11 protein-coding genes and 2 pseudogenes are annotated in these 12,919 nt (G+C 56.2%); all 13 read right to left on the reverse strand.

The features are described from left to right. Positions 1 to 21 precede the first annotated feature (21 nt). Positions 22 to 879: a dTDP-4-dehydrorhamnose reductase family protein gene (locus AC1D19_RS23975; protein WP_477756753.1), complete on the reverse strand. Its 858-nt coding sequence runs from the start codon at positions 877 to 879 to the stop codon at positions 22 to 24. After that, a complete protein-coding gene (locus AC1D19_RS23980; protein WP_477756752.1) occupies positions 876 to 2,120 on the reverse strand; it encodes a glycosyltransferase family 4 protein in 1,245 nt (414 codons plus the stop codon). Before AC1D19_RS23980 ends, AC1D19_RS23975 begins: the two co-directional genes overlap by 4 nt. Positions 2,121 to 2,123: 3 nt before the next feature. Continuing rightward, the gene (locus AC1D19_RS23985; protein WP_477764747.1) at positions 2,124 to 3,260 is read right to left on the reverse strand and encodes a glycosyltransferase family 4 protein; all 1,137 of its coding nucleotides are present in this window, start codon (positions 3,258 to 3,260) and stop codon (positions 2,124 to 2,126) included. 24 nt (positions 3,261 to 3,284) lie between these two features. Further along, positions 3,285 to 3,601: pseudogene (locus AC1D19_RS23990) on the reverse strand (asparagine synthase-related protein). After that, the gene (locus AC1D19_RS23995; protein ID WP_477756919.1) at positions 3,583 to 3,753 is read right to left on the reverse strand and encodes an asparagine synthase-related protein; all 171 of its coding nucleotides are present in this window, start codon (positions 3,751 to 3,753) and stop codon (positions 3,583 to 3,585) included. Before AC1D19_RS23995 ends, AC1D19_RS23990 begins: the two are co-directional and overlap by 19 nt. Positions 3,754 to 3,886: 133 nt before the next feature. Next, the gene (locus AC1D19_RS24000) at positions 3,887 to 4,180 is read right to left on the reverse strand and encodes a hypothetical protein (protein WP_477764748.1); all 294 of its coding nucleotides are present in this window, start codon (positions 4,178 to 4,180) and stop codon (positions 3,887 to 3,889) included. A gap of 31 nt (positions 4,181 to 4,211) precedes the next feature. Continuing rightward, a pseudogene (gene ihfB / locus AC1D19_RS24005) lies at positions 4,212 to 4,512 on the reverse strand (integration host factor subunit beta). 304 nt (positions 4,513 to 4,816) lie between these two features. Next, complete coding sequence (gene rpsA / locus AC1D19_RS24010; RefSeq protein WP_007973639.1) at positions 4,817 to 6,508, reverse strand: 30S ribosomal protein S1; 1,692 nt, start codon at positions 6,506 to 6,508, stop codon at positions 4,817 to 4,819. Positions 6,509 to 6,628: 120 nt separating this feature from the next. Next, positions 6,629 to 7,318, reverse strand: a complete 690-nt coding sequence (gene cmk / locus AC1D19_RS24015) for a (d)CMP kinase (RefSeq protein WP_477764749.1) — start codon at positions 7,316 to 7,318, stop codon at positions 6,629 to 6,631. Next, positions 7,315 to 9,522, reverse strand: coding sequence for a bifunctional prephenate dehydrogenase/3-phosphoshikimate 1-carboxyvinyltransferase (locus AC1D19_RS24020; protein WP_477759910.1), 2,208 nt, complete (start codon positions 9,520 to 9,522; stop codon positions 7,315 to 7,317). The genes cmk and AC1D19_RS24020 overlap by 4 nt, the downstream gene beginning before the upstream one ends. A gap of 28 nt (positions 9,523 to 9,550) precedes the next feature. Further along, positions 9,551 to 10,663: a histidinol-phosphate transaminase gene (gene hisC, locus AC1D19_RS24025; protein WP_477764750.1), complete on the reverse strand. Its 1,113-nt coding sequence runs from the start codon at positions 10,661 to 10,663 to the stop codon at positions 9,551 to 9,553. A gap of 13 nt (positions 10,664 to 10,676) precedes the next feature. After that, positions 10,677 to 11,771, reverse strand: a complete 1,095-nt coding sequence (gene pheA, locus AC1D19_RS24030) for a prephenate dehydratase (protein WP_477759896.1) — start codon at positions 11,769 to 11,771, stop codon at positions 10,677 to 10,679. Then, entirely contained in the window at positions 11,771 to 12,856 is a 1,086-nt protein-coding gene (gene serC / locus AC1D19_RS24035) for a 3-phosphoserine/phosphohydroxythreonine transaminase (RefSeq protein ID WP_477764751.1), read from the reverse strand. Before serC ends, pheA begins: the two co-directional genes overlap by 1 nt. Positions 12,857 to 12,919: the final 63 nt, after the last annotated feature.

The following is a 12,919-nucleotide window of genomic DNA, read 5'->3' on the forward strand; positions in this document are numbered from 1 at the left end:
AGACTTGATTGTATTTAATGATCAACGCGTTGCGCGCATTGATTTGACCAATTCCAACCATGAAGGTGGAACGTAACCGGTCGCGGATTGAAATTTTGATGAGTCCAGCGAACGATTAATAGAAAGATCACTGTCAGCGACGATATCGATTTCCTTTTCATAAACTTCTGCCACCAATTTCAGCAAAGACAATTTATCAATGGGTGCCACCGATACATGATAAAGGCCCTTAAGCTCCGGGTTCGGGATCACATAATCTCGAATGACACGCGCCAGCTCCACGGTAGGGAGCCCCGAAAAAATGGCCTTTTCGTAGCCCTTGACCGACCCGTTCTGGGATAGAAACCAATCCACCAGCGAGTACTGGCTTCCCAGTTCGTGACCGATGATTGAAGTCCGGAGAGTGACTGCATTCGGCTGGGCATGAAGCTCGCCAATGTACTTGGACTTGCCGTAGAGATCCTCCGCATCGGAGATATCCTCTTCAGTGTAAAGCCCTTTACGTCCGGAAAACACGCAGTCGGTACTGATGTGAATCAAGCGAGCGCCAGACAGTTCGCACAACTTGGCAATGCGATGCGGCAACATGGCATTGATGGGAAGCGCCGAAAGGGGATCCTTGGCATCGGCCAGCTGCTTGATCAAGCCGACGCAGTTGATGACGACATCCGGTTTGACCCGTGCCAGCACCGAAACCAGCGAGTCCTGGTCCAGCACGTCAACATTGCTGATCAACGAACTGCGAGTTTCGTCTGAAAAGTGTTTTGCGCCACCTGGGTTACGTAAAGTGCCCCACACCTCATAGCATGGGTTTCCATGGAATTGCCTGAACACCGTGCTACCCAGCATCCCGGTGACCCCTAACACTAGTACTTTCATTTTGAGCTACCTTTCAATTCATTGATCCTGGTACAGAGGATTTCGACGAGACGCTGGCTTTGACGCTCCATTTCGAAATGCTCGAGGTAGTACGCCCTGCCCGACTGCCCCAATGACTCCCGTTCATCCGAACTCATGTGGAAAAGTTGCTCAATGCACCTGGCCATACCTTCGGCATCTTGCGCCGGGCTCGTCAGGCCTGCATTGGCCTCTTGAATGACCCGAGCCCCTTCGCCATCCAGCGCGGCGACAATCGGCCTCCCCGCGGCAAGGTAAGCCTGGACTTTACTGGGAATGGTATAGGAGAACGCCTCATCTTGCTTCAACGTCACCAACAATCCCGTGGCACGACTGAAAAAATGTGGCATTTCACCTACCGGATACCGGCCGGCGAGGACAAGGTTGTCCAATGATCGGGATTTTTTCTGGCTTTCGATCCAGCTCAGCATGCTACCGCTGCCGACCAGAACAATTCGGAGATTGGATAGATGGCGAAGCCTGTCTGCTACCTCAACCAGGGTTTCGACCGATTGTGCGGTCCCCAGGTTGCCAGCAAAAACGAGACAGAAATGGTTTTCGAGCTCCGCAAGCAGCGATGCAGGAATCCGGGTCTCTTCGGAGCCTGGCGGAGTATCCTGATAACAATTTGGGAAATACACGACCTTGCCGGGATCAGCATAGCGAGCAACCGGTTCCCGGAATGCCCTCGACTGAACGAGTAAAGTGTCAACGCAGGCGTAAATGCCTCTGACCATCCACCCTACCACGCGCAAGAGCGATTTATTCCTGATGAATCCCGTCGCACTCAAACTCTCTGGCCAGAGATCTTGAACCCATACAGCCAGATGACTCTTGAGTTTCCATTTCAAATAGATGGCGGGAATGACCGACGTAATCGGGGAAGGTGCAAACACAAAAATTGCGTCGTAACGTTCGCCTTTTACAGCAGCCGGGTAAAATTTCAGCCCATTTACGATATAAGACAAATAATTCAGTATCAGGTTTTTTGCGCCCGAAGAGCCGCGAGGTCTAAGCGGTGCACGGCATACGCCAACTGTCGTTTCGTAACTTTCTTCCTGGTATCCGGAAGCATGGTAGCCGTCGAACACAACACCATCCGGATAGTTCGGTTTGCCGGTAAGAACTTTTACGACATGCCCTTGAGCAGACAAGCTTTTGACCAGGTCGTTGATAATAAATGATTCCGGCCAAAAATACTGCGACACCACGAGAACTCTCATTTATCAAACACCTGCTTTTCGCAACTTGGCCAACGCCAGCAACTCGGACCACGTTTTTCTTGAGGTTTGTTCCCAATCAAACTTATCACTTTGTGCAACCGCTGCAACGGCCAGCTTTTTCAAGAACTCCGGATTTGTTAATGCTTCTATCAATACGTCTGCTATGTCTTGGGAGTCAAACGGCGAAAAATACAATGCTGCGTCCGCGCCAAACTCCGGCATGGGCATAACATTGGAGCAAATCATTGGCCGACCTGAAGCGAGCGCTTCAAGAAGTATGTTCGGGCTGTTCTCGCACGACGAGGCAAAGAGATTCAGATACGCGTGGTGATACAGAGGAGGAAGTTCCTGATAAGGAATAGCGCCAAGTAGCAGGACCTGGCCTTCCAGGCCTAGCGTCGAAATCAGAGTCTTTACACGCTCGGCTTCCGGCAGATTTGTTTCCCCGACTAGAATCAGCGGGAACCTTTCACGAAGCTCTTGAGGTAGTTTCCCGTAAGCACTGACCACTTGAAAATCATGCTTGTAAACGTCAAATCTCGACACATATAAAATGTACTCGCTCCCTGGTAAAAAATCCGGGCGAACAGTACTTTTGCCGTGTGTCCGAAACACAGAACCAATTCCATGAGGGATAGTAACGGCGTTTTTAACCTTGGTCAGCGATTCGATGCCCCCTCGTGCATAATTTGAAATAAATATCGTCAAATCAGCTTCAGTCATGCTCTTGAGCATAATGCGGCTCAACAACCAATTTCTGATCCGTTGCAACCCGAACGGTACACTTTTTCGTACGCGCAAATCAAATGGAATCATGTTCCGAAACATCGTCGCAACCTTGCAACCGGCTGGTGCACGAGTGCCCACTCCCCCCCCGGGACAAAACAGCAGGTCAGCCTTTTCAGCCTTCAAGATACCGGGTAACACCCACTTTTCCCACAAGGCTCTGACAAGCGGATTTTCTGTCGGCCAGGCAGGTTCGACGCGACGGATCCTTGGGTGATCTGGCAGCTTGAGTGACGAAGGGGCAAACACGAGGATATCAAGATCCTCGTCGAAGGGTACGAACTGAAAAGGATTAATCAGATATGTCTGACCTCCACCCAAGCGGGCAGAGAGCGCATTGAAAACTATCTTCATGGAAAACCTTTTGCTCAATCTGAATTAGCGACTATTTTTATCAAGCCAGGATTGGAACATCAGAATATTCCACAAATGAAGACTACGATCGTACGTTCCGTTTTGATGCTGGAGCCACGCTGAGCGAATTTTCTGACAATCGAAATAGCCCTCACTCCTGATTCGCTTCTCAGCCAGCAAGTCCTCTGCCCACTCTCTCAGTGGTCCACGCACCATTGCGCCAGTGGAATAGAGAAGCCCGCCTTTGGTCTATCGAAGAACGAGGTAGGTACGTATCTCTTAAGCAGTTCGCGAAGCGGCCACTTCCCGACGCCACTTTTGATCAACTGCTCTGAAGACAAAAAAACGCCAGTTCCGCGACTCGATGATCAAGCAAGGGTGCCCGGGCTTCGAGGCTCGCGCTCATGGCACCACGCTCGATATTTACGAGCAGATCATCCGGCAAGTACTGAGAAACATCCCACCTACGAATTTCTTCGATGTAATCGTCCATCGACTCCCAAGAGACGTCGCCCTGATCTTGACCGTCAATACCCAATACCACATTGTCTGTAGGTTGTCATTGCGACTACATTTACGCCAGAAAACCTTAACAACTAAAGCGCAAACAGCAATGAATTCCCATCTCAACGAACGCGCGCAGGATACCGCATCATTGCCTCTGCTGAACACCAGAAACAAATTCCAATAAAATCAATGTTCAACTTACCGCCCCTGCTTCTGACCCTCAAGGCATAAGCAGACACAACACCGCCCCCCCCCCCCACAATCATTCCAACCAAGAATGAAACAACGCCAAAAATCGACAACTGAAGCTGTGGTGAAGAAAAACCTAAAAAGGAGATGACAACAAACTGCTGGTTTTCCAGCACGAAGAGCAGGCATGGAATTGATACAAACAACACAAACCCTGTGATCACGAATCGCTTGAAGCGGCGGCTGCCTCACCAACTAATCGTCACTGCAACCCTCCTCATCCTCATTCAGCCGATCACGCACTTCCTTACCCAGCTTGAAATGCGGAACGAACTTGCCATCGAGACTGAGACCGACCGGTTTTCGAATTGCGCCCCACCCTCGGGGAGCGATAGCACAGAGAGAAACTGCCAAACCCACGGATCTCGATACGATCACCGGTGGCCAGGCATTGGGACATTTGTTCAAGCAAGGTCTTGATGGCCTGCTCCACATCCCTGGATGAGAGCAGCCCCTGACGGGTGACAATTCGCTCGATCAACTCCGACTTAGTCATAGCCCCCCCTTCTTTTTCAAGCAACCAGATCAGCGCTTCACAGCGCCTCAGCACACCCGGAGGATTTTGAACAGTGCAGCAGTTACCCCATCGTTCTCCTGCCAGGTATCTCGCCTGACCATCACTTACTTTCAGGCATAAGGCTAGCTGCAAATAAACGACTGATTCGACTAAGAAAGAGACAACCTGAGGAGCCCTGGATTTCATCAACAAACCCCGGCAGGCCAATACTCTGTTCAGCCCAGGTAAAATCCAGGCACAAAAAAGGCGACCGAAGTCGCCCTTTTTTACAGAAAGCCAGAACTTAGTTCTGTTTTTCCATTTGTGCACGCAGCAGGTCACCCAGAGTGGTGGCCACAGGAGCGTCAGTAGCTACTGGCTTGTCGCGCAGGCTCTGGATTGCTTCTTTCTCGTCTTCAACGTCTTTCGACTTGATCGAGAGCTGAATTACACGGCTCTTGCGGTCAACGCTGATGATCTTGGCTTCTACTTCTTCGCCTTCTTTCAGAACGTTGCGCGCGTCTTCAACGCGGTCACGGCTGATTTCAGAGGCTTTCAGAGTCGCTTCGATATCGTCGGCCAGAGTGATGATGGCGCCTTTAGCGTCAACTTCCTTCACGATGCCTTTAACGATGGCGCCTTTGTCGTTCTCTTGAACGTACTCGGAGAACGGATCGCTTTCCAGCTGCTTGATACCCAGGGAGATGCGCTCGCGCTCTGGGTCAACCGACAGGATAACGGTGTCCAGCTCGTCGCCCTTCTTGAAGCGGCGAACGGCTTCTTCGCCCACTTCGTTCCAGGAGATGTCGGACAGGTGAACCAGACCGTCGATGCCGCCGTCCAGACCAATGAAGATACCGAAATCGGTGATCGACTTGATGGTGCCGGAGATTTTATCGCCCTTGTTGAACTGGCCAGAGAAATCTTCCCATGGGTTGGATTTGCACTGCTTGATGCCCAGGGAGATACGACGACGCTCTTCGTCGATGTCCAGAACCATGACTTCCACTTCGTCGCCGACTTGTACGACTTTCGAAGGGTGGATGTTCTTGTTGGTCCAGTCCATTTCGGAAACGTGTACCAGACCTTCAACGCCTTCTTCCAGCTCAGCGAAGCAGCCGTAGTCGGTCAGGTTGGTTACACGCGCGGTAACGCGAGTGCTTTCTGGGTAACGGGCTTTGATAGCAACCCATGGATCTTCGCCCAGTTGCTTCAGGCCCAGGGAAACACGATTGCGCTCGCGATCGTACTTCAGAACCTTGACATCGATCTCGTCGCCAACGTTGACGATTTCGGAAGGATGCTTGATACGCTTCCAGGCCATGTCGGTAATGTGCAGCAGGCCATCGACGCCACCCAGATCGACGAATGCGCCGTAATCGGTGAGGTTCTTGACGATACCTTTGACTTGTTGGCCTTCCTGCAGGGATTCCAGCAGAGCTTCGCGCTCGGCGGAGTTCTCGGCTTCCAGGACGCTGCGACGGGAAACGACAACGTTGTTGCGCTTCTGGTCCAGCTTGATGACCTTGAATTCCAGCTCTTTGCCTTCCAGGTGCGTGGTGTCGCGCACTGGACGGACGTCAACCAGAGAACCTGGCAGGAACGCACGGATGCCGTTAACGTCGACAGTGAAGCCGCCTTTAACCTTACCGTTGATAACGCCCTTGACCACTTCTTCGGCTGCGAAGGCTGCTTCCAGAACAATCCAGCATTCAGCGCGCTTGGCTTTTTCACGGGACAGCTTGGTTTCACCAAAGCCGTCTTCAACCGAGTCCAGAGCAACGTGAACTTCGTCACCGACGTTGATGTTCAGTTCGCCAGCGTCGTTGTAGAACTGCTCAAGCGGGATGAGTGCTTCAGACTTCAGGCCAGCGTGAACGGTTACCCAGCGAGCCTGGTAATCGATATCAACGATAACACCGGTGATGATGGAGCCTGCCTGAAGGTTCAGGGTTTTTAGGCTTTCTTCAAAGAGTTCCGCAAAGCTTTCGCTCATTTTAATTCCTGTTGATGAGGGCGAAGAATACGCCCATCTCCACACCCCAGACGGTGTGGGTTAGTTTCATTTAAAAGAAGCCACCGCAGGACTATGACTGGTCCCCTGCGGCCCTCTTGGTCACCCGGCGATATCGCGAATGGCGATCTCGCTCATGATGCGTTCCAGCACCTGATCGATGGATAATTCCGTGGAATCCAGCTGTATGGCGTCAGCCGCCGGTTTGAGCGGGGCTACCGCTCGCTGGGTGTCACGCTCATCGCGCGCACGTATCTCATCTAGCAGACTCGACAGACTAACACCCTCGACTTTGCCCTTCAACTGCAAATATCGACGGCGTGCCCGCTCCTCGGCACTGGCGGTCAGAAAAATCTTCAATGGCGCGCCAGGAAAAACCACGGTGCCCATGTCGCGACCATCCGCCACAAGGCCCGGCGCCTCCTGAAAGGCTCGCTGGCGCTGCAGCAGCGCCTCGCGTACAGCGGGCAGCGCAGCCACCTGGGAAGCGCCGGAACCGACGCTTTCGGTGCGAATGACATCGCTGACTTCATCACCTTCCAGAATGATGCGTTGCAACTGACCATCCGTCGCCGCGATGAACTGCACATCCAGATGAGCGGCGAGTTTCTTCAGCAGCTCTTCATTGGTCAGGTCGACACCATGGTTATGCGCGGCGAAGGCCAGCAATCGGTACAACGCACCGGAGTCCAGCAGGTTCCAGCCCAGGCGCTTGGCCAGAATCCCGGCGACCGTGCCCTTGCCCGAACCGCTTGGCCCATCGATGGTGATGACCGGTGCAATGCTGATCACGACTGTGCCTCTTGTGCCACGCGAATACCGACCTGTGCGCACAGCGCCAGGAAATTCGGGAAGGACGTCGCGACGTTGGCGCAATCATGAATGCGGATCGGGGCACTGGCGCGCAGCGAAGCAACGCTGAACGCCATGGCGATACGATGATCACCATGACCGTGCACTTCACCGCCGCCGATCTGGCCGCCGTCGATGATGATGCCATCCGGGGTCGGCTCGCACTTGACGCCCAATGCCAGCAAGCCATCCGCCATGACCTGGATGCGATCCGACTCCTTGACCCGCAGCTCTTCGGCGCCACGCAACACGGTGCGCCCTTCGGCACAGGCGGCGGCGACGAACAGCACCGGGAACTCGTCGATCGCCAGCGGAACCAGCGCCTCGGGAATCTCGATACCTTTGAGTTTAGCTGCACGTACGCGCAAGTCAGCTACCGGTTCGCCACCCACTTCACGCTGGTTTTCCAGGGTGATGTCGGCACCCATCAGGCGCAGGATGTCGATCACACCGGTACGGGTCGGGTTGATGCCAACGTGTTCCAGCACCAGCTCCGAACCTTCGGCGATCGATGCCGCCACCAGGAAGAACGCCGAGGACGAAATATCACCTGGGACTTCAATATGGGTCGCGGTCAGCTTGTTGCCGGACTCGACCGATGCGGTCGCACCGTTGACCGTTACCGGGTAGCCGAAGCCACGCAGCATGCGCTCGGTATGGTCGCGGGTCGGAGCAGGCTCGGTAACCGTGGTCTTGCCTTCGGCATACAGACCGGCCAGCAGCAGGCAGGACTTAACCTGGGCACTGGCCATCGGCATGGTGTAGGTCAGACCCTTGAGCTTGTGGCCACCACGGATGGTCATCGGTGGACGACCTTCCGCGGCGGTTTCGATCACGGCGCCCATTTCACGCAGCGGATTGGCCACGCGATTCATCGGGCGCTTGGACAGCGAAGCGTCGCCGGTCAGGGTGCTGTCGAAGTTCTGCGCGGCCAGCAGGCCGGACAGCAAACGCATCGAAGTACCGGAATTGCCCAGATAGATCGGGCCCGGTGCCGGCTTCAGGCCATGCAGGCCAACACCGTGAATGGTCACGCGACCGTGGTGCGGACCTTCGATCACGACGCCCATGTCACGGAATGCCTGCAAGGTCGCCAGGGCATCTTCGCCCTCGAGGAAACCTTCGACTTCGGTGACACCTTCAGCCAGGGAACCGAGCATGATCGAACGGTGGGAAATCGATTTGTCACCTGGTACGCGAATCCGACCGGACAGGCGGCCACCAGGTTGAGCCAGGAAAATCAGATCATTGGAATTCATAGCGTCCACATAGGCCCTGCGGGCCAGGATTTTACTGAAATGCTCGCGGGCAACCCGGGCGCGAGTGAATACGCCCAACAATTGGTGCCCATCCCCTGCATCGACCGCGTCGCGCAAGGCGTCGAGGTCACTGCGAAATGTATCGAGTGTGCGCAGGACAGCTTCGCGGTTGGCGAGGAAGATGTCGTGCCACATGACCGGGTCGCTTCCGGCGATTCTTGTGAAATCGCGGAAACCGCCCGCAGCGTAACGGAAGATCTCAAGATTTTCATTGCGCTTGGCCAACGAATCGACCAAGCCGAACGCCAGCAAGTGCGGCAGATGACTGGTCGCCGCCAAGACTTCGTCGTGACGTTCGACCTGCATGTGCTCGACATCGGCGCCCAATTCGCGCCACAAACGGTCGACTACCGCCAGGGCTGCCGGATCGGTTTGCTCCAGCGGCGTGAGGATCACTTTATGACGACGAAACAGCTCGGCGTTGGAGGCTTCCACGCCGCTCTGCTCGGAACCGGCAATCGGATGGCCCGGCACGAACCGCACCGGCATGCCGCCGAACGCCTCGGTTGCCGCACGCACCACATTGCCTTTGGCGCTGCCGACATCGGTCAGGATCGCTTGCCCCAGATCCATGCTCGCCAAACGCGCGAGCACTTTTTCCATGGCCAGGATCGGCACCGCCAGTTGAATGACGTCGGCCCCCTGACAAGCAATGCCCAGGTCTTCCTCACAGCGATCCACCACACCCAATTCGACCGCGAGTTTGCGCGATTGCGGATCGAGATCGACCCCGACCACTTCGCGGCATATGCCGCTCTCACGCAAACCCTTGGCAAACGAACCGCCGATCAACCCAAGACCGACCACCACCAGGCGACCGATCATAGGTTCAGCAGATTGCAGCGCAGTGACATCAACCACGAGCCAGAACCTTGGTCAGCGCTTCAAGGAAGCGGCTGTTCTCTGCCGGCAGACCAATCGTGACGCGCAGGTGATTCGGCATGCCGTAGTTCGCTACCGGACGCACGATCACGCCTTCACGAAGCAAGCCCTGGAACACCGGCGCTGCAACCTGACCCAGGTCCACGCAAATGAAGTTGCCCCTGGACGGAATCCAGCTCAACCCCAATTCACGGAAACCCGCCTCCAGTTGCAGCATGCCGGCCTCATTCAGTTGACGGCTTTGCGCGAGATACTCTTCATCCTTCAACGCTGCACAGGCCGCAGCCAGAGCCAGGCTGTTGACGTTGAACGGCTGGCGTACACGGTTCAGCACGTCCGCGACCACCGCCGTGGACAAGCCATAACCCACGCGCAGTGCAGCCAGGCCATAGGCCTTGGAGAAGGTGCGGGAAACCAGCAGGTTCGGATAAGCCGCCAGGAAGTCCAGGCCGTCCGGCATATCGCTGCCTTCGGCGTACTCGATGTAGGCCTCGTCCAGCACCACCAGCACATGCTCCGGAACATCCTGCAGGAATTCGTCCAGCGCCTCGGCGTCGAACCAGGTCCCGGTCGGGTTGTTCGGGTTGGCGATAAAGACCACACGGGTATTGGCATCGATCGCCGCCAGCATGGCGGGCAGGTCATGCCCCCAGTCCTTGGCCGGAACCACCTTGGCCTGCGCACCGACCGCCTGAGTGGCAATCGGGTAGACAGCGAACGCATGCTCGCTGAACACGGCATTCAGGCCCGGCGCCAGATAGGCGCGCGCCACCAGCTCAAGAATGTCGTTGGAGCCATTACCCAGCGTCACTTGATTCAGCTCGACACGGCACTGCTCGGCCAGCAGGGTCTTGAGCGCAAAACCGTTGCCGTCCGGATAGCGGGTCAGCTCGACCAGCGCATCGCGGATGGCCGCCAGCGCCTTGGGGCCGGCGCCCAGCGGGTTTTCGTTGCTCGCCAGTTTGACGATGCTGGCTGGATCGAGTTTGAGCTCGCGAGCCAGTTCGTCCACGGGTTTGCCCGGAACATAAGGCGAAAGTTGTTGCACGCCCGGCTGTGCCAGAGCGAGGAAATTGCCACTCATTTGCTACCGCCCCTTAGAGAACTGCTTTCGGGTAGGAACCCAGCACTTTGAGTGCCACTGCTTCCTGACTGATCTTTTCCAGCACACTTTTGACCAGTGGGTCGCGGTGGTGGCCGACGAAGTCGATGAAGAACACGTAGGTCCACTTGCCGCTGCGCGACGGACGAGTCTCGATTCGCGTCAGGTCGATGCCATTGTCGTGGAACGGCACCAGCAACTCGTGCAGCGCACCCGGTTTGTTGCTCATGGAGACGATGATCGATGTCTTGTCGTCGCCAGTCGGCGGCACTTCCTGATTACCGATCATCAGGAAGCGCGTGGAGTTATCCGGACGGTCCTCGATTTTTTCGGCCAGACGGGTCAAGCCATACAGGCCGGCCGCCATGTCGCCGGCAATCGCCGCCGAGTTCCACTCACCCTTGACCCGCTTGGCCGCTTCGGCGTTGCTGGACACCGCCACGCGCTCGACATTCGGGTAATGGGCGTCCAGCCACTTGCGGCACTGGGCCAGGGACTGGGCGTGGGAGTAGATACGGCTGATGCTGTCGGTCTTGGTGTTTTCACCGACCAACAGGTGATGGTGGATACGCAGTTCGACTTCGCCGCAGATCACCATGTCGTGCTCAAGGAAGCTGTCGAGGGTGTGATTGACCGCGCCTTCCGTGGAGTTCTCCACCGGCACCACGCCAAAATTCACCGCCCCCGCCGCCACTTCACGGAACACTTCGTCGATCGCCGCCATCGGCTTGCTGATCACGGCGTGGCCGAAGTGCTTCATGGCCGCCGCCTGGGTGAAAGTACCTTCAGGGCCGAGGTAAGCCACTTTCAGCGGCTGCTCGAGCGCCAGGCACGAAGACATGATTTCGCGGAACAACCGCGCCATCTCTTCGTTGCCCAACGGCCCCTGGTTACGCTGCATGACACGCTTGAGCACCTGAGCTTCTCGCTCAGGACGATAGAACACCGGCACTTCGCCTTCGGCCAGCGAGGCCATCTTTACTCGCGCGACTTCCTGGGCGCAGCGCGCACGCTCACTGATCAGCTCCAGGACCTTTTCGTCCAGGGCATCAATGCGCAGGCGCAGTGCCTTGAGTTCTTGCTCAGACATTAGCCGTGTTCCTTCTCGAACTCTGCCATGTAAGAAATCAGCGCATTGACGGCGTTGATGTCGACGGCGTTATAGATGGAGGCGCGCATGCCCCCCACGGAACGGTGCCCCTTGAGGTTCAACAGGCCACGCTCGTCGGCACCGGCCAGGAACGGCTTGTCCAGACGATCATCAGCCAGGCGGAACGGCACGTTCATCCACGAGCGGTCCGACTTGTTGATCGGGTTGCTGTACAGGCCGCTGGCATCGATGAAGCCATACAGCGTGCGCTGCTTGACTTCGTTGAGCTTGCCGATGGCCTCGACGCCGCCCTGCTCCTTGAGCCACTCGAATACCAGGCCAGACAAGTACCAGGCCAGGGTCGGCGGGGTGTTGTACATCGAACCGTTATCGGCCGCGACCTTGTAGTTGAGCATAGTCGGGCACAGGGAGCGGGCCTTGCCCAGCAGGTCTTCGCGAACGATGTTGACGACGATACCGCTCGGGCCAATGTTTTTCTGGGCGCCGGCGTAGATCATGCCGAAACGTGAAACATCCACCGGGCGCGACAGGATGTCCGAGGACATGTCGGCGACCAGCGGAACATCACCGGTTTCCGGAATCCACTGGAATTCCAGGCCGCCGATGGTTTCGTTCGGCGCGTAGTGAACGTAGGCCGCGTCTTTCGACAGCTTCCACTCGTTCTGGCCGGGAATGGCGAAATAGTCGTATGGCCTGGCGGTGCCGGCAACATTGACGTGGCCGTAGCGCGAAGCTTCTTCGATGGCTTTCTGCGACCAGATACCGGTGTCGATATAGTCGGCCGAGCCGTTTTCCGGCAACAGGTTCAGAGGAATCTGAGCAAATTGCTGGCTGGCGCCACCTTGCAGAAACAGCACTTTATAGTTCGAGGGGATATCCAGCAGATCACGCAGATCCTGCTCGGCCTTGGTGGCGATGGACACGAACTCATCGCTGCGATGGCTCATTTCCATGACCGACAGACCCTTGCCGTGCCAGTCGAGGAGTTCACCCTGGGCGCGCTGCAGGACAGCTTCGGGAAGCGCCGCAGGACCGGCACAGAAGTTATAGGCTCTCTTGCTCACATCCAATCTCGCTCTGATTTGGTGGTATCACGCAATAAATCTGTAGGAGCTGTCGAGCAGAGC

It is taken from the genome of Pseudomonas sp. P1_C12 (assembly GCF_056406435.1).

Coding starts and splice junctions, on each gene's coding strand:
- AC1D19_RS23980 (WP_477756752.1), bottom strand. CDS start 2,120: ATGAGAGTTCTCGTGGTGTCGCAGTATTTTTGGCCGGAATCATTTATT.
- AC1D19_RS23975 (WP_477756753.1), bottom strand. CDS start 879: ATGAAAGTACTAGTGTTAGGGGTCACCGGGATGCTGGGTAGCACGGTG.
- AC1D19_RS23985 (WP_477764747.1), bottom strand. CDS start 3,260: ATGAAGATAGTTTTCAATGCGCTCTCTGCCCGCTTGGGTGGAGGTCAG.
- rpsA (WP_007973639.1), bottom strand. CDS start 6,508: ATGAGCGAAAGCTTTGCGGAACTCTTTGAAGAAAGCCTAAAAACCCTG.
- AC1D19_RS24020 (WP_477759910.1), bottom strand. CDS start 9,522: ATGATCGGTCGCCTGGTGGTGGTCGGTCTTGGGTTGATCGGCGGTTCG.
- AC1D19_RS23995 (WP_477756919.1), bottom strand. CDS start 3,753: ATGGACGATTACATCGAAGAAATTCGTAGGTGGGATGTTTCTCAGTAC.
- pheA (WP_477759896.1), bottom strand. CDS start 11,771: ATGTCTGAGCAAGAACTCAAGGCACTGCGCCTGCGCATTGATGCCCTG.
- hisC (WP_477764750.1), bottom strand. CDS start 10,663: ATGAGTGGCAATTTCCTCGCTCTGGCACAGCCGGGCGTGCAACAACTT.